At 58.6% G+C, this 21,397-nt stretch carries 21 protein-coding genes; 10 read left to right on the plus strand and 11 right to left on the minus strand.

What is annotated here, in order from left to right; translation table 11 throughout:
* Window positions 1–21: 21 nt before the first annotated feature.
* From EX00_RS16945 to EX00_RS16955, 3 genes are all read right to left on the minus strand, one after another.
* Window positions 22–825 carry a cytochrome c oxidase subunit II gene (locus EX00_RS16945; RefSeq protein ID WP_047459991.1) on the minus strand — a complete coding sequence of 268 codons (804 nt, stop codon included), beginning with the start codon at window positions 823–825 and terminating at the stop codon, window positions 22–24.
* A gap of 193 nt (window positions 826–1,018) precedes the next feature.
* On the minus strand, window positions 1,019–1,405 hold the full coding sequence (locus tag EX00_RS16950) for a c-type cytochrome (RefSeq protein WP_047459994.1): 387 nt from the start codon (window positions 1,403–1,405) through the stop codon (window positions 1,019–1,021).
* Between the two features lie 101 nt (window positions 1,406–1,506).
* Window positions 1,507–2,322, minus strand: coding sequence for a DUF2189 domain-containing protein (locus EX00_RS16955; RefSeq protein ID WP_047459996.1), 816 nt, complete (start codon window positions 2,320–2,322; stop codon window positions 1,507–1,509).
* Between the two features lie 283 nt (window positions 2,323–2,605).
* Between EX00_RS16955 and EX00_RS16960 the strand changes: the two genes are divergently transcribed.
* On the plus strand, window positions 2,606–4,750 hold the full coding sequence (locus tag EX00_RS16960; protein ID WP_047460489.1) for a bifunctional diguanylate cyclase/phosphodiesterase: 2,145 nt from the start codon (window positions 2,606–2,608) through the stop codon (window positions 4,748–4,750).
* Between the two features lie 182 nt (window positions 4,751–4,932).
* Complete coding sequence (gene rpsU, locus EX00_RS16965) at window positions 4,933–5,172, plus strand: 30S ribosomal protein S21 (RefSeq protein WP_012759925.1); 240 nt, start codon at window positions 4,933–4,935, stop codon at window positions 5,170–5,172.
* Window positions 5,173–5,409: 237 nt separating this feature from the next.
* Here rpsU and EX00_RS16970 read toward each other — a convergent pair whose 3' ends face one another.
* The 4 genes from EX00_RS16970 to EX00_RS16985 all read right to left on the minus strand — a co-directional run bounded on the left by EX00_RS16970 (window position 5,410) and on the right by EX00_RS16985 (window position 8,822).
* A complete protein-coding gene (locus EX00_RS16970; protein ID WP_047460492.1) occupies window positions 5,410–6,369 on the minus strand; it encodes a DMT family transporter in 960 nt (319 codons plus the stop codon).
* A gap of 7 nt (window positions 6,370–6,376) precedes the next feature.
* Window positions 6,377–7,099 carry a GntR family transcriptional regulator gene (locus EX00_RS16975; protein ID WP_080761265.1) on the minus strand — a complete coding sequence of 241 codons (723 nt, stop codon included), beginning with the start codon at window positions 7,097–7,099 and terminating at the stop codon, window positions 6,377–6,379.
* Window positions 7,100–7,167: 68 nt separating this feature from the next.
* Entirely contained in the window at window positions 7,168–7,521 is a 354-nt protein-coding gene (locus EX00_RS16980) for a RidA family protein (protein ID WP_047460002.1), read from the minus strand.
* Window positions 7,522–7,532: 11 nt separating this feature from the next.
* Window positions 7,533–8,822: a D-amino acid dehydrogenase gene (locus EX00_RS16985; protein ID WP_047460005.1), complete on the minus strand. Its 1,290-nt coding sequence runs from the start codon at window positions 8,820–8,822 to the stop codon at window positions 7,533–7,535.
* A 277-nt stretch (window positions 8,823–9,099) separates the two neighbouring features.
* On the opposite strand from EX00_RS16985, the gene EX00_RS16990 reads away from it, so the two are divergent.
* From EX00_RS16990 to EX00_RS17025, 8 genes are all read left to right on the plus strand, one after another.
* Window positions 9,100–10,191, plus strand: coding sequence for an ABC transporter substrate-binding protein (locus tag EX00_RS16990; RefSeq protein WP_047460007.1), 1,092 nt, complete (start codon window positions 9,100–9,102; stop codon window positions 10,189–10,191).
* An 83-nt stretch (window positions 10,192–10,274) separates the two neighbouring features.
* Window positions 10,275–11,168, plus strand: a complete 894-nt coding sequence (locus EX00_RS16995) for a branched-chain amino acid ABC transporter permease (RefSeq protein WP_047460010.1) — start codon at window positions 10,275–10,277, stop codon at window positions 11,166–11,168.
* On the plus strand, window positions 11,161–12,054 hold the full coding sequence (locus EX00_RS17000) for a branched-chain amino acid ABC transporter permease (RefSeq protein WP_047460012.1): 894 nt from the start codon (window positions 11,161–11,163) through the stop codon (window positions 12,052–12,054). Before EX00_RS16995 ends, EX00_RS17000 begins: the two co-directional genes overlap by 8 nt.
* Entirely contained in the window at window positions 12,047–12,805 is a 759-nt protein-coding gene (locus EX00_RS17005; RefSeq protein WP_047460015.1) for an ABC transporter ATP-binding protein, read from the plus strand. The genes EX00_RS17000 and EX00_RS17005 overlap by 8 nt, the downstream gene beginning before the upstream one ends.
* Complete coding sequence (locus EX00_RS17010) at window positions 12,802–13,524, plus strand: ABC transporter ATP-binding protein (RefSeq protein ID WP_047460018.1); 723 nt, start codon at window positions 12,802–12,804, stop codon at window positions 13,522–13,524. Before EX00_RS17005 ends, EX00_RS17010 begins: the two co-directional genes overlap by 4 nt.
* Before the next feature lie 44 nt (window positions 13,525–13,568).
* Window positions 13,569–14,363 carry a maleate cis-trans isomerase family protein gene (locus EX00_RS17015; protein ID WP_047460020.1) on the plus strand — a complete coding sequence of 265 codons (795 nt, stop codon included), beginning with the start codon at window positions 13,569–13,571 and terminating at the stop codon, window positions 14,361–14,363.
* Between the two features lie 426 nt (window positions 14,364–14,789).
* Window positions 14,790–15,785, plus strand: a complete 996-nt coding sequence (locus tag EX00_RS17020; protein WP_047460023.1) for an aldo/keto reductase — start codon at window positions 14,790–14,792, stop codon at window positions 15,783–15,785.
* Between the two features lie 118 nt (window positions 15,786–15,903).
* Complete coding sequence (locus EX00_RS17025) at window positions 15,904–16,317, plus strand: hypothetical protein (RefSeq protein WP_047460027.1); 414 nt, start codon at window positions 15,904–15,906, stop codon at window positions 16,315–16,317.
* A 74-nt stretch (window positions 16,318–16,391) separates the two neighbouring features.
* Here the strand turns inward: EX00_RS17025 and EX00_RS17030 are convergent, their stop codons facing one another.
* From EX00_RS17030 to EX00_RS17045, 4 genes are all read right to left on the minus strand, one after another.
* A complete protein-coding gene (locus EX00_RS17030) occupies window positions 16,392–17,894 on the minus strand; it encodes an aldehyde dehydrogenase (RefSeq protein WP_047460029.1) in 1,503 nt (500 codons plus the stop codon).
* An 11-nt stretch (window positions 17,895–17,905) separates the two neighbouring features.
* On the minus strand, window positions 17,906–19,489 hold the full coding sequence (locus EX00_RS17035) for a GMC family oxidoreductase (protein WP_047460497.1): 1,584 nt from the start codon (window positions 19,487–19,489) through the stop codon (window positions 17,906–17,908).
* 92 nt (window positions 19,490–19,581) lie between these two features.
* Entirely contained in the window at window positions 19,582–19,881 is a 300-nt protein-coding gene (locus tag EX00_RS17040) for a putative quinol monooxygenase (RefSeq protein ID WP_047460032.1), read from the minus strand.
* Window positions 19,881–21,395, minus strand: coding sequence for an amidase (locus tag EX00_RS17045; protein ID WP_047460035.1), 1,515 nt, complete (start codon window positions 21,393–21,395; stop codon window positions 19,881–19,883). Before EX00_RS17045 ends, EX00_RS17040 begins: the two co-directional genes overlap by 1 nt.
* Window positions 21,396–21,397 lie beyond the last annotated feature (2 nt).

The raw sequence follows: 21,397 nt of genomic DNA on the forward strand, positions 1-21,397 counted from the left end.
CTCCTCAGGTGCGCATGGCACTTACTTTTCCGCCGACGCCAACGATTTTGAGAAAGTCGGCTGTTGCTGCAGCCAGGCTTGATAGGCGGTCTCGGTGTCGACGATGACTGTGCCGCGCATCTGCGGATGACCGACGCCACACAGTTCTGCGCAGAGTACCTCGAAGTTCCCCGTCCGCGTTGGCGTGAACCAATAATAGGTGACCGTGCCGGGGATCATGTCCATTTTGGCCCGGAATTCCGGTACGTAGAAATCGTGCACGACGTCGATCGAGCGCAGAAGCATCTTGACCGGCTTGCCGGCGGGCAAATGCAATTCGCCACCTTCGATGATGACGTCGTCCATCCCGGCGGGATCACTTTTGTTCAAACCGAGCGGGTTATCCGCGGTAACATCGCGGGTGTCCGACCGACCGAGGCGTCCGTCCGCTCCCGGCAGCCGGAAACTCCATTGCCATTGCTGCCCGACGACCTCGACCTCGCTTGCATCGGCCGGGACCGTGACGAACTGTTTCCACACGATCAGGCCCGGTGCGAGCATCGCAGCCACGCCGATCGCGGTTCCTCCTGCGAGCCACCATTCCAACCGCTTGTTTTCGGGCTGGTATGCCGCCCGGTTTCCCGGACGGTGCCTGAAGCGGAAGATGCAATAGGCTATGAACAACACGACTGCCGTGAAAACGAAGCCGGTGATCCAGAACGTGATGACAATCGTGTTGTCGATGTAGCTCCAGTTCGATGCGATCGGCGTCCACCACCATGGGCTGAGTAGATGGAACGCGATCGATCCCACCACCAGCAGAACGAGAATTAATACGACAGCCATCGTCTCCTCCTGACCAGGCGCCGAATATTTTCACAATCCCATCGCGAAACGCTTTAGTATTATCTCATGAACAAGTCGCATGGGCAATTGTAGCAAAGGCAGCGGTTCGTCCCGGCAAACCAGGCGGTGCGCGTCGACGTCGCCGACCCGCTCGGCGATGTTGAGAAGCAGCTCGTTCACACCTGGCATCTCGCTATTTGGAGTATTGCTTCAGATAGGCGATCAGATTGGTGATCTCGGTATCGTCCTTCACCCCGACGAAGGTCATTTTCGTGCCCTTCACCTTCGCCTTGGGGTCGTGCAAATAGTCGCGGAGCGACGTCTCGTCCCATACGAGGCCACCCTTGCCCGCCTGCTGCATTGCGGGCGAATAGGCGAAATTCGGATGGGTTCCCGCCGTTCTCCCGAACAGACCGTTCAGCGAGGGGCCGACCTTGTTCTGGTCCGTTTCGGCTACATGGCAAATGGCGCATTTCTTGAAAACGGTGGCTCCTGCCGTAGCGTCACCTTCCTGCGCAACGGCAACGAGTGGTGAAGCAATGGCGAAAAGCAGACAGATCGAAAGAAAACGATAAGACATGGCAATCCTCATTCCCTCCGTCGCTGTTCCAACCAAAGCAAGGTCGTCAAGCGGGTCGCAACGGCTTGGAGCCGTTCTCGAAGTAGACTTCCTTTACAAATTCAAGGCGTCCGGTTCGGATAGGCAGGCGCGATCAATTTGCGATATAGGTGCCAGGTCGAATGCCCAAGAATAGGCATGACGACCGCAAGGCCTACGAAAATCGGGATCGTACCGACAACGAGCAGCGACGCGACGATCAATCCCCAAAGCGCAACCGGCCCTGGATTGGCAAGCGTAGCATGTATGCTCGCGTCCACGGCTGCGACTGCGCCGACATCCCGGTCCAGCAGCAACGGGAAGGCCACCACCGTCGTCGCCAGTACAACTATTGCGAAAACGAAACCGGCCAGGTTTCCCCAAAATATAAGCGAGAGGCCTCGCGGGGTCGTCAGTACGTCTGACAGGAAGGTCGAGATCGAGGTTAGACCGGCCTCATCGAAGGTCATGGTATAGATGCGCTGTGCGACAATCAGCCAGGCGACGAAAAGCGCAAGCAGCATGAGGCCCACCGCAATGATCGACGGCAACGCCGGAGAGTGACGAACCTCCAGCGCGTGATGCCATGAGCTATCCAGTCCCTGTTCGCGGCGCCGGCTGATTTCATATAGGCCAAGGGCAGCAATCGGACCAACCAGCGCAAAGCCCGACATCAAAGGATAAAGCAGCGGCAGCAGGTCAGCACCGGAGCTCCACATGACCAGAAAGATGCCCGCGATCGGATACATAAGACAGAGAAAAACGTAGTGGGATGGTTTCTCTCTAAAGTCATCAAGTCCCAGCCTCAGCGCATCGACAAGATCCACGAGGCCTATCTTCCGGACTTCCGGGCGCGTAAATTCGCCGCTCGCACCGGCCATGACATGGAACGCCGCCATAGCATCTCTCCTCCGCCACAATCCGGCTGACGATGCAAAGACGCCCGGCAAATTTTTACCGACACGTCAAACCGCAACCGGTAGCCATAAATCTATCAAATTCTGTTGCCTTTGTCGCCTATTCCTTAAATTAGGCATTCGTCATCTCTTGCGCTGGAATTAACCACGCCCTTTAATTGCGCCTACACGATCGGCAGATAGATTGCGGATGCAGCGCATTGCGGACATGATGTCTCCTGCAGTCACGCCGACATGATCCCCAAATTTGTATCTCGGACTTTTCATGTTGCCCCATCGCGCAACTGGGCATGCGCATGCCCAGACATCTTCAGTGCTTGCCGTAACGGCTTGCTTCCTTGTGGTCGCGCTCTTGCTGTCAGGTCTTGTGGCACATGTCGTTGCCACCATGACACGCTCTGCGAATGAAATGGATGATGCCCGGGCCGGCCGTGCGGCACAAGCCGGGGTAGCAGCATTCGTCTCACGTCTCAGCGGAACCACAACGGATAATGCCGTATGGGACGATGCCTATACCGCGATCGGCTCCGCGGCCGCCGCAGACTGGGCCTATACAAACTGGGGCAAGACCAGCGCGAACTATCCTCTTTATGATGGCGTGATCGTGATCGGTCCGGACGGAGCCGTAGTCTCCGCCTATGCGAAGGGCAAGCCCGTCCAGCCTCGTGATCTTTTCGGAGAAGCGTTCGATCGCCAAATCGAAGCCGCCGCCGGTCCCAGGCAGGACCCTATCATAAACTTTTTGAAGACGGAAAGCGGCGTTGCCGTTGTGGCGTCGCAGGCGATCCAGCCTTTCACGGCAGACGCAATTCTCCCGAAGCTCAGCGTGTTGAGCTTTTATAAAGAACTGACGCCTGAGGTTCTCGATACATTATCAGGCGAGCACGAGCTTGAGGGATTGCATCTTGCACCTGCGCCTATGCAAGGTCTCCTCAATACTCCTGTCAAAGATATAAACGGCGCGGCGATCGCATATCTCGTCTGGCCCAGCGTCGCACCCGGAACCGCCGTATTCCACAAGGTCTATCCTTATATTGCGACAGCCGTCGTCATCCTTGTTCTGTTCCTGGGTGGCGTTCTTTTTGCCGGCACGTCCGAGGCGCGGCGCCTGCGCGAGCTTGCGGAGAGCGCTCGTTTCGAAGCCAGTCACGATAGCCTGAGCGGCTTGCTCAACCGGCATGGGCTTCTGAACGCACTCGACCACCTGAATAATTCAGGTGGTACGCCAATGTCCCTTTACCTGATTGATCTCGATGGCTTCAAGGCGGTCAACGATGCCTGGGGGCATGCCGTCGGGGATGACCTGATCCGCATCATCGCCAGAGCGTTGCCAAGCTGTCATCCCGAAATCATTGCCGCCGCAAGGCTCGGCGGCGATGAGTTCGCGTTGGTGCAAATCGGGGTCTCAGCATACGAAGAAGTGGAAGAAGCAATTCTTGGGCTGTTTGCGGAGCCTTTCAAACTCGACGGGAGAACAATCGAAGCCGGAGCCAGTATCGGCGCGGCGGCCAGTGCCCCAAATATAGCACCCTTGGAACTTCTGCGCAGGGCCGACATGGCCCTGTATCGTGCCAAGGAAAACGGAAAAGGCCATGCCGTCGCATATAATCCGGAGCTCGACCGGGATCGCCAGCGGATCGCCGAACTGGAAGGCGAATTGAGAAATGCCATCAATAGCGAGGCAATCGAACCGGCTTTTCAGCCTCTGGTATCTGCGTCGACAGGAGTTATCATTGGCCTTGAAGCCTTGGCGCGTTGGCCTAGCGCGGCAGGAAACATCAGCCCCGAGGTCTTCATACCGCTTGCTGAAAAATCCGGTCTGATCGACGCTTTGGGCATCCACATGCTGCGAAGGTCGGTTGCTCACGCGCAAAACTGGAACGGCCTGACACTTTCGGTCAATGTGTCGCCAATTCAACTGTGCAATCCGGACTTCGGCGCGCAGGTGATCACTGTTTTGAAGGATTTCGCTTTCGATCCCGCTCGTCTTACCTTGGAAATTACGGAGGGCGTCCTCATCACCAATCCGGATCAGGCTCGCCGGTCGATCGACCAGCTCAAGAGCATCGGTATAAGGTTCGCGCTCGATGACTTCGGATGCGGTTATGCCAGCATAGGCGCGCTACGGCAATTCGGGTTTGACCGTATGAAGATCGACCGCTCGCTCGTATCCGCGGTCGAGGAAGCAGGAAATGGAGCCGATGTTCTGCGTGCGACGATCTCCCTGGCCACGGCCCTGGGGATTCCCGTAACCGCCGAAGGCATTGAAACTGCTGAACAAGCAGCGGTATTGCGCGATGCCGGATGCGACCAGCTTCAAGGATACTTGGTCGGCAGACCCGTATCGGCGGACGAAATTTCGCGAAAGTTGTTCCAGGAGGATCCACGATGGGACCGTGCGCGAGCGTAAAATATAAGGATTGTCACCTTCCGGAAATCATGAGGAGGTGATCAAAAACGGCATCCGTCTTTCAGACTTTTCAAAGAATTCGAGCAATTGCGATAGAAAATCTAGGCAAACTGTCTTCCAAAGACTTGATCATCAATGCACATAGATCTAATGAGGCGCATCGGTGATCCTGGGAGTTTGGAATGCAAGTTCTGGTACGTGACAACAACGTTGAGCAAGCGCTCCGTTTTTTGAAGAAGAAATTACAGCGCGAAGGCGTTTTCCGCGAGGCCCGACTTCGGGAGCGTTTTGAAAAGCCCTCCGAGAAGCGTGCTCGTGAAAAGGCCGAGGGTATCAGGCGCGTCCGTAAACTCGCTCGCAAAAAGCTTGAGCGGGAAAGCGGTATTTCGGCACCCAAGAAGGCGAGAGCTCCGGGTCGCTAGTGGGTTCGAGTGACGGATATCTCGTCTGTCGAGGATATGACTTTCTCGTGCCTAAGATATCCCTTTCCTGCGGGCCGTGCCGCTAAGTTTACAGTGTCCTATGGTAGTTGCTCACCGGCGCCTTGAAAAAGGTGCCAGGGGGGGCTGTTCCGGTCGAGGTCATTTATCTGCGCCACGGAGACAGTAGCGACCTAATCACCGCGAAACGCCTGCGGGTGGCCAGAGCTGTGTGTTGGACTAGCCCGCAGAAGCTGCCAAGCGTTTCGAAGGCCTTGCAACGACAAGGAAGACGCCGAACAAAATGAGAGCCATGCCGAGCGAAGCGACCGTCTCCGGAAGCTCTCCCAGGAATGTCCATCCCAGTGCGACACCGACAAGAGGATTTACGTAGGCGAAGGTCGAAGCGATCGTCGGATTGAAGGACTTGATCACCTTAATATAGGAGACAAGGCATATCGCCGATCCGAAAACGACCAGAAACAGGAATGCGGCGATCTGGTTCGTCGTTAAACCGAACTGGGGAAGAAGTGGGTCCGCCCGCGCTTCGACGATTGCCGTCAACACAAGTGCGGCCGATAGCATCTGGATGCCTGCGGCGGTGGTCGGCGCCAGTCGGCCAAGCAGTGGCTGCTGCAGGACAGAGCCGAGCGACCACGTCAGGCCGGCCGCGCAGAGGATCAGGGCGGTCGAGACAGCATAGCCTTGCTGAACGGAAGAAACCTCTGAAGACAGGGCCGGCGGCACGATGACGAAACCCAGCCCGATGATGCCCGCAAACAATCCAAGAATCATGGCGGACGATGGAAGCGCCCTGTTCATGATGCTGGTGATCAACGTTGTCCAGACGGGGATCATCCCCATTGCCATCACGATGAAGCCGGATGTGGCGTGACGCGACGCCAATGTCGCCAGTCCGTTTCCAGAAACCCACATCAGCGCTCCGGTGAAGCAACAGGTCAGCAGGTCCCGGATTCTGATCTTCGATGGCAGATTGCCCGAGAAAAACGATAGGCCGATCAGCAGAATGCCCGCCATCCACATGCGCCAGGTCTGAAGCTGAAGGGGAGATACTGCGGACGGGCCGCTCACGCATATCTTGACCGCCAGATAGGTGCTTCCCCACACGACGTAGACCACGGCGAGATGACCGTATCGATGCCAGCTATGTTCTGGCGCAACTGCATCGGATACGCTCATGGGCTGCTCAATCCGCCCGCATGAATATTCGGGCGAGACCTTCCTTGACTGAGGACACGGCATCGGCGACGCTGATGCTAATATGATCGCGCATGATGCGTGAGGCGCGTTCCGCATCGCGGACGGCCATCGCTCGTGCGATGTCGGTATGTTCCGTATAGGTCGTCGACAGTCTCCGGTGTTTCTCCACTTCGATCTGTCGGACAAAATGGATGCGCGTGTTGATCCCCTCGATCATCCGCGCAAGCTCCGGGTTGCCGGACATCTTCGCGATGCGCATATGGAATTCCTCGTCCTTGCTTGTCAGATCCGCGCTGGAAAGGGCGTCCGCTCGCGCGGCCGTTGCCTGCCACCAATCCACAAGAGCCCTGAGTTCCTCATCGCTGGCACGCCTGACCGCAAGAACCACCGCGCGCTCTTCCAGCAGGCATCGAACATCCGAAAGATTGATGACCTCGTCGACATCGAAGCCCCGGCAGAAGAAGCCGCGGTTTGGCTGGAACGTGATCAGGCCTTCCGTGACAAGACGCTGCAAGGCTTCGCGAATGGGGCTGCGGCTGACATTCATGCGCGCGGCAAGCTCGACCTCATTGATGCGCTCGTTCGGCTTGAAGCGATACTCCATCGCCATGCGCCGGATCTCCTCATAGATCCGTGGCCCGGTCTTGATTGCCTTGGCTTCCAACACGGCATGCCCCTCCTGATCGATCTGCTTTTCGTGTGGGATCATTGGGCCAAGCAATCCTTTAAAGTCAACAGGATGGGGCGGTGCGCCACACTGCGACACACCGCATTTGGTCAGATGGCGGCGATCACGGAAATCTCGACCGTGAACTGGGGAGCGGCAAGCTTCGATTCGACGCAGGCGCGTGCCGGCGCTCCGCCGGGGGCGACCCATGCGTCCCAGATTTCGTTCATTTCACCAAAGGTGGCAATGTCTGAAAGCCAGATCGACGCGGACAAAAGCTTCGTCTTGTCGGTGCCGGCTTCAGCCAGCAGCTCGTCGGTCTTTGCCAGAATATCTTTTGTCTGTTCGCTCACGGACGCGCCGGGTGCACGCAGCGCCACCTGCCCGGCGAGAAAGACCATGTTTCCATAAGCGACGGCTTGAGACATCCGTTGCGCGGCGCCAATGCGTTGAATAGCGGTCATGTTCGTTTCCTTTATAACTGGTAGGAGATTTCGGAGAGCTGCAGCGGTGCGCGGTGCTCAGCCTCGATGATTCCGTCGAGCGGAATGGGTGCGGGCCGGCCGGCGACAAGATCGGCGATGATGGCGGCCGAGCCGTGCGACATTGTCCAGCCGATATGGCCGTGTCCGGTGTTCAGCCAGAGATTCTTGAATGTGCGCCGACCAAGAACAGGCAGATTGTCGGGCGTCATCGGTCGCAATCCCGCCCACATCTCGGCCCGGTCATAGGCGATGCCCCTGGGAAAAAGCTCCTGAGTAACCTTCTTCATGAAGGCGAAATCCGAAGGCTTGTGGCTTCGGTCGTAACCCGCAAATTCAGCGGTCGCGGTCACGCGAATACGGTCTCCCATGGGCGTGATCCCAACAAGATTATGCTCGTCAAGAACCGGCAGCTTGGGGGCAAGATCCGGGTCCGTGACCGGAATGGTCAACGAATATCCCTTGATCGGATAGATCGGCAGATCAAGCCCGATGCTGCGTGCAAGAATTGGACTTTCGGACCCAAGGCACAGAACGTAGACGTCCGCTTTATAGTCGCCCCTGTCCGTCAATACGCGCGTGATGGCATCGCCAGCTTTCTCGAGGGCGGTGATCGTCGTGCCGGTCAGGATTTTACCGCCGCGCGTCTGCACCAAGCTGGCAAGGGCACGGGTGAACTTCGCTGAATCGCCTGTCTCGTCGCTCGGGCATAGAATGCCGCCGGCAATCTTTCCCCGCGACGATGCCAGCGCCGGCTCGCGCCGCACGACTTCGTCCCCATCGATCACACGGATGTCCTGGCCGTCGGAGGCCAGCAGTTCCATGTTTTTGACGCCTTGATCCAGGGCGGACTGGCTACGATGGAAATAGAGGATACCGCTCGAGGTGCGATCGTATTCAATGCCTTCTTTCGCCACCACCGACTGGAGCACGGCCTGGGAGTGTACGGCAAGGCGATGCTTGAGCAGCGTGTTGCGCCGCGCCTTTTGCGCCGTGCACTGCATCAGGAACTTCCACGACCAGACCCAGAGATGCGGATCGGCGGACAGTTTGAAGCGCAGCGCCTGATCCTTGAGGTAGAGAGATTTCAGCAGGGTCATCGGGGCCTTCGGCGACGACCAGACGAAGGAATGGCCAGGCGCGATCATTCCCGCATTTCCAAAGCTTGCTCCCTCGGCCACCCTCTCGGCCTTCTCCAGTACCGTGACGTCGTAGCCTTCCTGCTGAAGTTGATAGGCTGTACTGATGCCGACGACGCCACCGCCCAATATCAAAGCTCTCATTTGCGCCTCTACATCTGTCGTTTATATTGTCGACAATTACGAAGAGGCTCGCCAATTTGTCAATACCACCATTTACCAAAAAAGTGGCGACGTACGATGGAACATAACTTCAAAGAACTAAAATCCGTTATTTCCGGCAATTAACGCGCATTTCCCTAGGCGAAATGAGTAAATTATAGGCGCGAGTAAAAAATACTCGATCGCACTTGACAGCCACAAATATTGTCGTTTGTATTGTCGACAATTAAGAGAAGCCATAACGAGAAGGGGAATTGCAATGAAGAAACTGCTGAGTTTTGGTATTGTGCTGGCCGCGCTGGCGGGACCCGCAACCGCGCAGGATATCGTGATCGGCGCCATTCTTCCGCTGTCGGGTGCAAGCGCGACGCAAGGTGAGGATCAACGCCGCGGGATGGAGCTTGCGGTTGACAAGATCAATGCGGCGGGCGGCGTCATGGGGCAGCCCTTGAAGATCGTGACCGAGGATTCGGCTGGCAACGCCGTCACTGCGCTGACTGCCGCGAAGAAGCTGGTCACCGTCGACAACGTGCCGGTGGTCCTTGGTGAATTCTCGTCAGGCATCACCATCCCAGTCGCCGACTATCTTCTGCAACAGGGCCGCACGCATATCAACATCGGCAGCTCCAGTATCAAGATCCGCGACTTGGGCAAGAGCTCGTTCAGCGTCATCGGTCTCGACAACGTGTCGGGAGCCTTCGGAGCCGAAGACGTCTTCAAGTCCGGCGCGAAGAAGGTTGCGATCATCGCGCCGAACAATGCCTACGGCCAAGGCATCGTTGACGCCTTCTCCACCAAGTTCAAGGCGCTCGGTGGAGCGGTAACATCCTCGATCCTCTATACCGAAGGTCAGACCACGTACCGGCCTGAACTTCAGCAGCTCGAAAAGAGCAAGCCCGACGTCTATGTCTATTCCGCTTACGGCAAGGAGTCGGCAACTATCAATCGCGAGTCCTTCGAACTCGGCCTGAATGAGACGCCCTGGTATGCGCTTTACCTGACGATGTGCACCGCCGACAGCGCGCCGCAATATGTTGAGGGCCAGATCGGCATGGACTTGAACTATATCGGTACCGGCGGCGCGGACTATCAGAAGTCCTATACGGCGAAATTCAAGAGCGACTTCACCTCGACCTATAACGGCTTTGCCTATGACGGCGTCATGATGGTGGCTGCGGCAATCGACAAGGCGAAGTCCACGGAACCCGCCAAGATCAATGTCGCGCTGGCCGAGATCGGCAAGAATTATCAAGGCGTCACCGGGCCGATCACCTTCGACGACCACAACCAGCGTTCAGCCCAGCCCTACCTGAAGCTCAAGATCGCAGCAGGCAAGCCCGTCACCAACTGACTTGAAGCGATGCGACGGCCGATTGGCTGCACGGCCGCCGCATCCGACCTTCTATTTTTGTAAGCGTGACAGGGGTCAAGCACATGGTTCAATTTGTCGTCGATGTCCTGATGCGGGCGAGCGACCTGGTTCTGATCGCGGTCGGAATGAGCGCGATCTACTCCCTGATGAAATTTCCGAACATTGCGGTGGCACAGTATGCCGCCTCGGGAGCTTTTATCGCCCTGGTTCTGCAAAAGAGCGGGATGCCGATCGGTGTCGCCGCCATCATTGCCGTCCTCTGCGTCGGCGTTGCCGCCGTCGCGCTCAACGAGCTTCTCTTCAATCGCATGCTGAAGATCAGTTCGTCGACGGCCATGATCGGATCGCTTGCCGTCAGCATGCTTGCGTCGGCTGTGTTCCTGCTGGCCATCGGTCCAAACCCGACCCGCTTCAGCCTTCCGATCACGCGCCCATTCCGGGTTCTTGGTGCCCGAATGACCGAGAACCAGCTTACCTCGCTTTCGATCACCACGGTTGCGATCCTCTGCTTTGCCCTTTTGCTCTTTCGCACGGATCTTGGACGATGCATGCGGGCGACCGCCACCAACGGGCTTCTTGCCGAGGCAACAGGAATCGATACGCGGCGCACCAGAAATGCCGTGGTCCTGATCAGCGGCATGCTTGCAGCCCTTGGCGGCATCTGCCTGACCCTGAAGGGCGAGATCAACATTCAAACGGGTCTCGACCTGCTGCTTCCGGTATTTTCCGCGGCCATTCTCGGTGGTTTGGGCAACCCGCTCGGGGCTGCCGCCGGCGCCGTCGTCATCGCCCTGGCGGAGACGCTGATCACCGATATCAATTTCGGTCCTGCCTTCGGGCGAGACCTGCTCTTCATGCCCGCCGCCTATGCCACGGCAGGATCTTTCGTCCTCCTGGTGGTCACATTGATCTGGCGGCCGCGCGGCCTCTTTGTCAGCGAGGTGAAGCGTGTTTGATTTCCTGATCCATGTCACGATCCTTGCCTGCCTCTACGGCCTGGTGGCCCTCAGCCTCAATCTGCAATCGGGCTTCGGTGGCCTGATGAATTTCGGCCAGGTCGCGCTCTTCGGCTGCGGCACCTATGGTGCCGGGCTCGCCTATAAATACGACCTCGGCTTCGCATCGGGGATCCTCATCGCTGCAGGGTTTGCAGTCCTCGTGGGGTGGGCTTTCGCTGCCATTGGGCGCAATCTCCAGGAGGATTACTGGGGCATGGCGACACTCGCCCTTGCCGAGGTCATCCGCATCATCGTCAACAACGAAGGATGGTTCACCGGCGGCGCGCAGGGGATCAGTGCGGTATCGTCCCTTTTCCCGAGCCTCGCCGGCCGGACGCAGCAAGTTGCAATTCTATCTTCGTGCGCCGCACTTCTCGTCGGCGCGTACTTTCTGTGCCGATGGCTCACGGACGGGCGATATGGCCTCGGCCTGAAAATGAGCAGGGAAGAGCCGCAATTGGCCCTTTCGCTCGGCTACAATGTAGCGGCGCTGCGACGCGAATGCATGATCCTGTCCGGACTGGTGGCCGCCAGCGCAGGCTTCGTCTTTGCTCACTACATTTCGTTCGTGGCACCTGAACAGCTTGTGAGTTCGGAGACATTCCTGATTTGGGCGATGGTCATCATCGGCGGCATCGGCAATCATCGCGGTGCGATTGTTGGCGCATTTCTCCTTCAGTTCATTTTTTCCTTCATCCCCTTCTTCAAGGATCTTGTCGGCTTGCCGACGGAGTTCGTCGCGGCGGCACGCCTTGCCATGATCGGCGGCGGGCTGATCGCCTTCATGCTGTGGCGTCAGTCCGGCCTCGTTCCCGAAAGGATCGGAGGGGCGAAACTTGTCTGAAAACCTTCTCCATATCGCAGATGTTTCGAAATCATTCGGCGAGAACCAGGTTCTGAGAGGCATCGATATCAAGATGACCGCGGGCGAAGTTGTTGGCCTTCTTGGGCCGAACGGATGCGGAAAAAGTACCTTGCTCAACGTGATCTCGGGCTTCTCAAGAGTCAGTGCCGGTTCTGTGATCTTCGCGGGCGAGGACATAACCTCGACAGTGGTCGACAGGATCGCGCGAAAAGGGCTCGTGCGGACGTTCCAGCTGCCGTCCATGCCACGACGAATGACGGTCGCTGAGGTGTTGCAGGCAGGCAAGGCGGAAGGATCGGGTTTTCGCAGCCTTTTCGCCAGGAGCCGCTTCGATGCCAGCGACGTCGAAAGATTGCTCAGCGAACTCGCACTGGATCACGTTCGCGACCTGCCGGCTGGATCCTTGTCAGGTGGCCAGAAGAAGCTTCTGTCCATCGCACTTGCCCTGCGCACGAACCCAAGGCTCGTTTGCCTGGACGAGCCGACAGCGGGCGTGCATCCATCATTGCGTCAGCACATGGTGCAACTGCTCCGCAAGGTCAATGCCCAAGGCGTGACGCTGCTGATCATCGAGCACGACATGCATTTCATCCGCGAACTCTGCGGCCGCTGCGTGGTCCTTGACCGTGGCAAAGTCATCGCGGACTGCGCGCCTGCCGAACTCACGCTTAATTCCAGCGTCGTCGAAGCCTATCTCGGCGGAGCCCGTGACAAGAGGGCCTATGCATGATCGAAGTCGACAACATCAGGGCCGGCTACGGCGATGGCCCGGATATTCTGAACGGCATCAGCCTTCGCGCCGACCCCCAACGCATCGTCACGATCCTCGGTCCGAACGGCTGTGGGAAGTCGACGCTCCTCAAATGCGTTGCGGGCTTTGTTCGTCCGCGCGCGGGCCAGGTGAAAATGTCGGGCGAAACCGTCACCCACCTGCCGACCCACGACAAGATCCGCCACCACCACGTCGGCTTTGTTCCTCAGACCGACAATGTGTTTGCGACCCTGTCTGTCTCCGAGAACATATTGCTTGGCGCACGCCAGATGCAAAAGGTCGACAGGAACCATCGCTTCGACGAGCTGATGGTCCAGTATCCCTCCCTTGCCATCAAGAAAAACAAGCGTGCCTCGGCTTTGTCGGGCGGCGAGCGCCAGTTGCTGTCGTTGGCGAGAGCCCTGATTGCCAACCCCAGTATCCTTTTGCTCGACGAACCCTCTGCCGGGCTGTCACCGCGAATGATGCACGAGGTGTTCGAGGCCATCAGAACCATTCGGACCCGCGACGGGATCTGCATTCTGATGGTCGAGCAGAATGCCTTCGAAGCGTTGCACATCTCCGACACCGCCTATGTGCTGTCGCTCGGCAATGTCGCGCTGCATGGCAACGCGGCCGATCTGCTCGCGGACCCCGCCATGCGATCGCTCTACCTCGGCGGCGACGCCCCTCACTAATAGATCATAGTTCAACGAAAACACATCTAAACGGGAGAGACCCCATGTCGACAAACACAGCTGAACTCTCAGATATCCTCGTCCTCAACAAGGAACATATCGGTTTCGCCACCGATGACGGAATCGGGACCCATGCGAACCTTGGCCTGCTCGTCCTGCGAACAGACCAGACGATCGAGGACGAGTTTCGCTTTGCCTTGCCGCTTCGCGACGTCGCGCTTTATGGCGCACGTCTCTATAGCGACGTGCAAATCACCCCTGAAAATCTGATCAAGATGTCGGATGAAATCCCCGGAACGGTCGGCCTGCTTCCAGACGTCGAATTCGATGTCATCGGCTTTGCCTGCACGTCTGGCGCTCTGGTCATCGGTGAAAGCCGGATTGCCGAGCGCGTGCATGACGTTCTTCCCGGCGTTCAGGTGACGGATCCCGTTACCGCGGCTCGCGCGGCGTTCAAGGCACTGGGCGCCTCCCGCATCGCGCTTCTGACACCATATCTTCCTGACATCAATCATTCGCTGCGCGCCTCGCTGATGGCGCGCGGCATGGAAATACCGGTCATGGGCTCGTTCAACGAGGCTGATGACAATATCGTTGCACGCATTACGCCGGAGTCGATCGAGCGCGCCATTCTCGACATTGGCGCGTCCGACGAATGCGATGCAGTTTTCGTATCTTGCACCAGCCTGCGTGTTGCACGAATTGTCGAGGTTGTGGAGAAGAAGCTCGGCAAGCCGGTAACATCGAGCAATCATGCGCTCGCGTGGCACATGCTGCGTCTGGCCGGGATGGAATCAAGTCTCGAAGGCAAAGGCGAGTTGTTTCGAAGAAGGAGATAGAGCTTCCGGATATTGCTCAGGTCTACTCATCGCGCTTCCGCAAAATATGCTTGCGCGATGTCAACGGCGCGGAGCCATTAAAGCCGAAAGATAGATGCTCGCCCGTTTGGGCTAAAGGTCGCATCTGCAAGAAGGAGGCTGATCTCCTACCTTCAAAGCCGGCCATGATGCACTTCGGTTAAGTTGTCCATTCTAGCATTTGACCCGCTCCCAGATTTTGAGCCAGCGGGAACTGGAATTTTCCGGGTTGTGAACCGTGCTCAAGCCGCTGGATCCCTGCGCTACAGCGTTGCTATTTTTTGTGACAAACTCTCCGCCTGAACCGCTGTTTTTCACCGGTGAAAAATATGCCGCGAATTTGGCGGTATACAGTCCGCTCTGTCATCCCTATCTCGTCTTTAACAACAGAAGATCGAGGACGATGTAATGCTGACGAAACCCGAGAATGCTACGACCATCAGTCTCTGGAGCGGACGCGAGATTCCGCGGCTCGGCATGGGCTGCTGGGCGATCGGCGGCCCGTTCTACGCGGGCGAAGTGCCGCTTGGCTGGGGAGAGGTCGACGACGATGAATCGATCCGCGCCATTCATCGTGCCGTCGATCTCGGCATCCGCTTCTTCGATACCGCTTCGAACTATGGGGCAGGACATTCCGAGAAGGTCGTCGGCCGCGCGATTGGCAATCGCGACGATATTGTCATCGCGACGAAGTTCGGTTTCGCAACCGACGAGGACAGCAAGCAGGCGACGGGTGCCTTCGCCGATCCCGCCTTCATTCGCCAATCCGCCGAGACATCACTGAAGAGGCTGAAGCGCGAGCGGCTTGATCTTTTGCAGTTTCACCTGAACGACTTTCCGCTGGAGGCATCCGACGAGGTCTTTGAAACGCTTGAAGCCCTGAAAGCTGAAGGCAAGATCGATGCATTCGGTTGGAGTACCGATCACTCGGATCGCGCCGCCCGGCATGCAGCGCGGAAGGGTTTTGTTTCCGTACAGCACACGATGAACGTCTTCGAGCCGGTTCCCGACATGATCGATGTGATCGAAAAGAACGGCCTGATCTCTATCAATCGAGGCCCGCTGGCCATGGGACTTCTCACCGGCAAGTTCACGGCTGAAAAGACCGTCGGCGCAAAGGATGTACGCGGCGCGAGCCTTGATTGGATGGTCTATTTCAAGGATGGCAAGATCGCGCCGGAATTTGCGGCGCGGCTGGACGCGGTGCGCAACCTGCTGACCGTAGATGGACGTACGCTGACGCAGGGTGCACTTGCCTGGCTCTGGGCGCGCTCCAGCCGCACATTGCCGATACCCGGCTTCCGGACCGTCGCCCAGGTGGAGGAAAATGCCGGGGCGCTGCAGAAAGGCCCGCTGCCGCAGGAGGTGATGGACGGTATCGACGCGGCGCTCGCCGGCCTCTAGGCGCGATTGCATCCCTTAAACATCAGAGAAGCACAACCAGGTAGCGAAAAACTGACTTTACTAATACCGTATTTATTGCAACATTCCCGACATTCGAAAAATCGTCCGGGATGCGACTATGAAACGAGTTGTTGGAATGCTGATTGCTTTCACCATGTCCGCCAGCGTGGTTGAAGCCGCGTCATGCGAAAGCAATTTCAAGACGAGCGGAGTGCCGATGATCACGGCTGTCAGCTACAAGACCTGGCAGGAACTCCCGAAGGCAAAGGCGGCAACGGTGCTGAAAACGCTTGCCCAGGCCGTTGCGGCAGAGGGATTTTCTGGCATCGAGATCGACCGGGACCTTTCAGCCATCGACGCCTATCAGGAAACCACGGGGTCCGGCAGAATTCAGACCCTCAGAGTGGTCGCACGTCAAATCGGCGCCGGAGTGCGCGTCGACGCGATATTCGATATTCAGGCTGGCCAGGTCACCTCGAACAATGCGGTCCGAACCGGCCTTTGCAATATCGTGAACTCCGCATTGCGGTGAAAGCCGGACGTTTCCGCTTCCACATCTGGTAAGATGTCAATGATGCGGAGCCGATTGCCCGTTCACGCGCGCGCCTACCCGACCGTCGCCCAGACACCCTTGGTCTGGGTGTAGGAATTGAGCGCATCCATGCATTTGTCCCGGCCATTACCGCTTTCCTTCCAGCCACCAAAGGGAAGCTGCATGTCGCCGGTCATATAGCTGTTGATGTAGACCATCCCGGCTTCGACATCGCGCGCGAAACGGTGCGCCTTGCCGAGGTCGGAGGTCCAGATGCCCGCGGCAAGGCCGAAGCTGGTGTCGTTGGCGATCGAGACCGCCTCCTCGAAGCCATCGAAAGCGATGATACTGGCGACAGGACCGAAGATCTCCTCGCGGGCGATGGTCATCTGGTTGTTGACGCCGGTGAAGATTGTCGGTGAAACGAAGGCGCCCCTTTCCAGCCCTGCCGGAATGCCGCCGCCGAGCACGCATTCCGCGCCAGCCTGCTTGCCGATGCCGATATAGTTCAACACCCGCTTCTGTTGGCCGAAATCCACCAGCGGCCCCATGCTGGTATCAGGATTCAATGGATCGCCTGGTCGATAGCCCATCTCGGCCTTTTCGCGGAAGAGATCGGTGAAGTCCTTGAGGATCTTGCGTTCCACGAGAATGCGCGAGCCGGCGCAGCAAACCTCGCCCTGGTTCCCGAAAATGCCCATGGCCGCCCAGGAGGCGGCCGCCTCGAGATCGGTGGCGTCGGCCATGATCACATGCGGAGATTTGCCACCGCATTCGGTCGAGACCTTCTTGAGGTTCGATTGGCCGGAATAGACCATCATCAGCTTGCCGATCTCGACCGAGCCGGTAAAGGCGATCTTCTCGACGTCGCGATGAAGCGCGAGCGCCTTGCCGGCCTCCGGTCCGAAGCCGTTGACGACGTTGAGCACGCCCTCGGGGCCTCCCGCCTCGACGAAAAGACGGGCAAGAAGAATGGCCGACAGCGGTGACTGCTCGGCCGGCTTGAGCACCACCGAATTGCCGGCCGACAGCGCGGGAGCGATCTTCCACGACGTCATCAGCAACGGATAATTCCAGGGCACGATGCACCCGACGACCCCAAGCGGCTGGCGCAGCACATAGGAAAGGATATCCGGGGAGGTGGCGCCTACGCTTCCCTGCACCTTGTCGATGCATTCGGCGGTAAACCGGAAGCAAAGGACTGCCAGTGGAATATCGACGTTCAGCATCTCGCTGATCGGCTTGCCCATGTCCATGGTGTCGATCAGCGCGAACTCCTCGCGATGCGCCTCGATAAGATCGGCAAAGCGCAGCATCACGGCCATGCGTTCGCGCGGCGCCTTTCGCGACCAGACACCGGACTTGAAGGCCTTCAGGCCGGATGCGACGGCGCGATCGATATCAGCGGCATCACCCTGGGCCACTTCGGCGATCACCGTGCCGTTCGCCGGATTGATGCTTTCGAACAGCTTGCCGGATCTTGCCGGCAGCAGCGTCCCGTCGATGAACAACCCTCCCTCAAGTTTCAATTTTTCGGCCTTTTGGTGCCATGTCGTGTTGATGGAAACAGCGGTCATTTTCGTTCTCCTCAGGCCGCAAGTATTTTCTGGCAGGCGCGTTCGGCAAGCATGATCGTCGGCGCATTGAGATTGCCGGACACCATTTTCGGAATGGCGGAAGCATCGGCGATGTGCAGACCTTCGAGGCCGTGCACCTTCATCGTGACGGGATCTGTTACGGCGAGCCTGTCGACGCCCATCCGGCAGGTACTGGAAGGATGGTAGAGCGTCGTCATGTGCCCCCGGACATAATCGGCGATCTCGGCGTCCGTCTTACACTCCGCGCTCGGCGTCAGCTCATAGTCGATGAGCTCCCTCATCGGCGATTGGGCGAGGATATCGCGGTTGATCCGCACGCCGGCGACCATCGTCGCAAGATCCGTCCCGTCAGGATCGGAGATGAAGTATTTCGGATCGATCGCCGGATGCTCGGTGGGGTCGGCCGAACGCAGCCTGATCTCGCCCCGGCTGTTCGGCCGCTGGAGAACGCAATGAGCGGTGATGCCGGAACGACCGCCAAGGAAACGGGCATAGTCGCGATGCGGGCTGATGGCGCCGTAAAGCTGGAGATCGGGCTCGACACCTTCCCGGCTACAGACATGGGCACCTGCCGCCACCCAGGGCGAAGTGCGGATGCCGCTTCGATGATCACGCCACTCCGCAAAACTGTCTTCGAGGGTTTCCTCTGTCCACGCCCCGATCCCCATCGGTTCCTTGGTGTAGAAGGATATCGGGATATTGAGGTGATCCTGCAGATCCTTGCCGACGCCGGGAAGATCATGGACCGGAGTCACACCGGCCGCTTCCAGCTCCATGGCCGGGCCGATGCCGGACAGCAACATGATCTGGCATGTCCCGATGGCACCGGCCGCCATGACGACCTCGCTCGCCGCAAAGGATGTCTCGGGAATACCGTTGACCAGATAGTTCACGCCGATGACACGGCCCTTCTCGATGATGAGACCGGTGACGAGAACGCCTTTTTTCAAGGTCAGGTTCGGCCGGTCGAGCACGGGACGAAGATAGGCCTTGCCGGTCCCCCATCGTTCGCCATTGCGGATCGTGAACTGGAAGAGCCCGACCCCCTCCTGGCTCTCGCCATTGAAGTCCGGGTTGAAGGCGAAGCCCGCCGCCTGGGCGGCTTCGAGCCAGAGTCGCTCGTGCCTATCGACATAGGGCACGTTGGCGACATGAAGCGGTCCTTCATTGCCGTGATAGGGGTCGGCCTGGAAATCGGCATTGCTTTCGGCAGCGAGGAAGGCCGGAAAGACATCTTGCCAGCCCCAACCGGTGCAACCCATCGCCTGCCAGGCGTCATAGTCCGATGGCAGGCCGCGAATGTAGATCATGGCATTGAGCGCACCGGACCCGCCGACCATCCTGCCGCGTGGCCAGAAGATACGACGGCCCCGGCAACCAAGCTGCGGTTCGGTGTAATAATTCCAGTCGGCGCTGGTATTGAACATCGTCACCCAGTCGGACGGGATATCGGAGGCGATCGGCGCATCCCGCCCGGCCTCCAGCACCAGAACCTTTCGCTTCACATCCGCGCTCAGGCGATGGGCCGCCACGCAGCCGGCGGAGCCCGCACCGATAATGATCGTATCGAACATCATCCCATTCTTTCGTTGGAAAATCGGCAAACAGCCATGCATTGCCCCGTGCCGGCGAACGCGACGCCGCCGGCACTTTGGGACCGTCGAAATCAGGCTTTCGCCGATGCTTCGATCGCCGTCACCAGCGTCACCGGCCCATCCAGGATCGGGCTTGCGATGGCAAAGAACACACCCACCGCATCCGACCCATTGTGACGATCCATGGCGGCGCGATCCGCGAAGCGCTCATAGGTGGTGAACAGGCACGGATCCTCCTCGCTCTGGGAAATGAAGAAGCCGAGAGTTTCCGGCTCATTCATGGCCACATGCGAGGCGACCGCCATCAGCGCGTCGCGCATTGTCGCTTCCTCACCGGCCTTGACCCGGATAATCGCGCTGATGGTGTGCATCAGAACGACCTCCAGTCGCCATCTGCCTCAAACGCGCTGGCCGCACGATAAATCGTGCTCTCGTCGTAATCCTTGGCGATCAGCATCAGCCCGACCGGTAATCCGTCCACGAGGCCGCAGGGCAAGGACATGGCCGGATGGCCGGTGACGTCGAAGGGGCTGGTGGATGCGGTCATCTCGAAGGCGCGCTCAATAATCTCGGAGAGCGGCGCATCCTTCTCGGGCAATTTCGTTGCCACGCAAGGCAGGGTCGGCATCAGCAGCAGATCATACTGGCCGAAAACAACGTCATAGGCAGCCTTCGCCGCAATGGCGATATTGCGGGACTTGGCATAATAGCGCCCACGGTAATGAGTAAGCCCCCACTGACCAACCAGCATGCACAGCTTGAGGGTCTTCGACAGGTCGTCCGCCCGGTTTCGCCAGGACGAATGCGCGTCCAGTAGACCGACGTCATAGAGCCCCTTCCAATTGAAGCCCATGCCATTGCCGTGCATCATCTGCACCATGAAGCCTTCCAGCGTGATCGGGTTCCAGGCCGCAAGCGCATTGAGATGATCAGGAACGGAGACTTCGGAGATTTCGGCGCCGAGACCGGCCAGACGTTCGGCACCCGCCCGCACCTTGTCGGCCACCGCCTCCTGCATGTTCGACACGGCAAAGCCTTCCTTCAGCAGGCCGATCTTCAAGCCCCTGACGCCCTTGCCGAGTGCCTCGATATAGGCCGAAACCTTCGGCGCATATTGGCGCGGATCAAAGCCGTCGGCACCGGCAAGCACTTCCAGCAGCAGAGCATTGTCGGCGACCGTCGCGGTCATCGGCCCGGTATGGTCGATGGTCGATTCGATCGGCATGACGCCGGTATAGGGCACGAGGCCATGTGTCGCCTTCATGCCGTAGATGCCGCAATAGGAGGCCGGAATCCGGATCGAGCCGCCCTGATCGCCACCGATCGCCATGTCCACTTCGCCGGCCGCAACCAGTGCGGCGCTGCCCGAGGAGGAACCGCCCGCCGAATAGCCCATGCGATGCGGGTTATGCACCGGGCCTGGATCGGAAGTGTGGCTACCGCCGGAGAGGCAGAAATGCTCGCAGACCGCCTTGCCGACGATGGTCGCGCCAGCATCGAGCATGCGGGTGACGATAGTCGCGTCGGCCGCCGGAACGAAGCCTTCAAGCGTCGTGGACCCGTTCATCATCGGAACACCGGCGAGCGCGACATTGTCCTTGAGGGCGACGGTTCGCCCCTTGAGCTTGCCCTCGGAAGCGCCCTTCACCTCGCTCTTATAGGCCCAGGCCCCGTATTTGTTTTCCTCAAGGCCCGGCTTGTAGCCCGGAGTGCGCGGATATTTGGCTGGCGGCAGGGGATTGGGCAGCGAGTCGACCACATCATAAGCATCGAACATGCCGCCCATCAAAGAGTGATAGCTGGCGGCCTCCTCAGTGGACATGTTCATGTGCAGGCTGGAGGCCAGCTCGACAACATCGGCAACGGTTGGGCGGGTAATGGACATGA

This window comes from Martinezella rhizogenes, from assembly GCF_000799715.1.
GTDB lineage: Bacteria > Pseudomonadota > Alphaproteobacteria > Rhizobiales > Rhizobiaceae > Rhizobium > Rhizobium rhizogenes_C.

What these genes read in the sequence shown, in the direction of transcription:
- EX00_RS16945 (WP_047459991.1), bottom strand. Translation starts at nt 825, where the DNA reads ATGGCTGTCGTATTAATTCTCGTTCTGCTGGTGGTGGGATCGATCGCG.
- EX00_RS16950 (WP_047459994.1), bottom strand. Translation starts at nt 1,405, where the DNA reads ATGTCTTATCGTTTTCTTTCGATCTGTCTGCTTTTCGCCATTGCTTCA.
- EX00_RS16955 (WP_047459996.1), bottom strand. Translation starts at nt 2,322, where the DNA reads ATGGCGGCGTTCCATGTCATGGCCGGTGCGAGCGGCGAATTTACGCGC.
- EX00_RS16960 (WP_047460489.1), top strand. Translation starts at nt 2,606, where the DNA reads ATGTTGCCCCATCGCGCAACTGGGCATGCGCATGCCCAGACATCTTCA.
- rpsU (WP_012759925.1), top strand. Translation starts at nt 4,933, where the DNA reads ATGCAAGTTCTGGTACGTGACAACAACGTTGAGCAAGCGCTCCGTTTT.
- EX00_RS16970 (WP_047460492.1), bottom strand. Translation starts at nt 6,369, where the DNA reads ATGAGCGTATCCGATGCAGTTGCGCCAGAACATAGCTGGCATCGATAC.
- EX00_RS16975 (WP_080761265.1), bottom strand. Translation starts at nt 7,099, where the DNA reads ATGATCCCACACGAAAAGCAGATCGATCAGGAGGGGCATGCCGTGTTG.
- EX00_RS16980 (WP_047460002.1), bottom strand. Translation starts at nt 7,521, where the DNA reads ATGACCGCTATTCAACGCATTGGCGCCGCGCAACGGATGTCTCAAGCC.
- EX00_RS16985 (WP_047460005.1), bottom strand. Translation starts at nt 8,822, where the DNA reads ATGAGAGCTTTGATATTGGGCGGTGGCGTCGTCGGCATCAGTACAGCC.
- EX00_RS16990 (WP_047460007.1), top strand. Translation starts at nt 9,100, where the DNA reads ATGAAGAAACTGCTGAGTTTTGGTATTGTGCTGGCCGCGCTGGCGGGA.
- EX00_RS16995 (WP_047460010.1), top strand. Translation starts at nt 10,275, where the DNA reads ATGGTTCAATTTGTCGTCGATGTCCTGATGCGGGCGAGCGACCTGGTT.
- EX00_RS17010 (WP_047460018.1), top strand. Translation starts at nt 12,802, where the DNA reads ATGATCGAAGTCGACAACATCAGGGCCGGCTACGGCGATGGCCCGGAT.
- EX00_RS17015 (WP_047460020.1), top strand. Translation starts at nt 13,569, where the DNA reads ATGTCGACAAACACAGCTGAACTCTCAGATATCCTCGTCCTCAACAAG.
- EX00_RS17020 (WP_047460023.1), top strand. Translation starts at nt 14,790, where the DNA reads ATGCTGACGAAACCCGAGAATGCTACGACCATCAGTCTCTGGAGCGGA.
- EX00_RS17025 (WP_047460027.1), top strand. Translation starts at nt 15,904, where the DNA reads ATGAAACGAGTTGTTGGAATGCTGATTGCTTTCACCATGTCCGCCAGC.
- EX00_RS17030 (WP_047460029.1), bottom strand. Translation starts at nt 17,894, where the DNA reads ATGACCGCTGTTTCCATCAACACGACATGGCACCAAAAGGCCGAAAAA.
- EX00_RS17035 (WP_047460497.1), bottom strand. Translation starts at nt 19,489, where the DNA reads ATGTTCGATACGATCATTATCGGTGCGGGCTCCGCCGGCTGCGTGGCG.
- EX00_RS17040 (WP_047460032.1), bottom strand. Translation starts at nt 19,881, where the DNA reads ATGCACACCATCAGCGCGATTATCCGGGTCAAGGCCGGTGAGGAAGCG.
- EX00_RS17045 (WP_047460035.1), bottom strand. Translation starts at nt 21,395, where the DNA reads ATGTCCATTACCCGCCCAACCGTTGCCGATGTTGTCGAGCTGGCCTCC.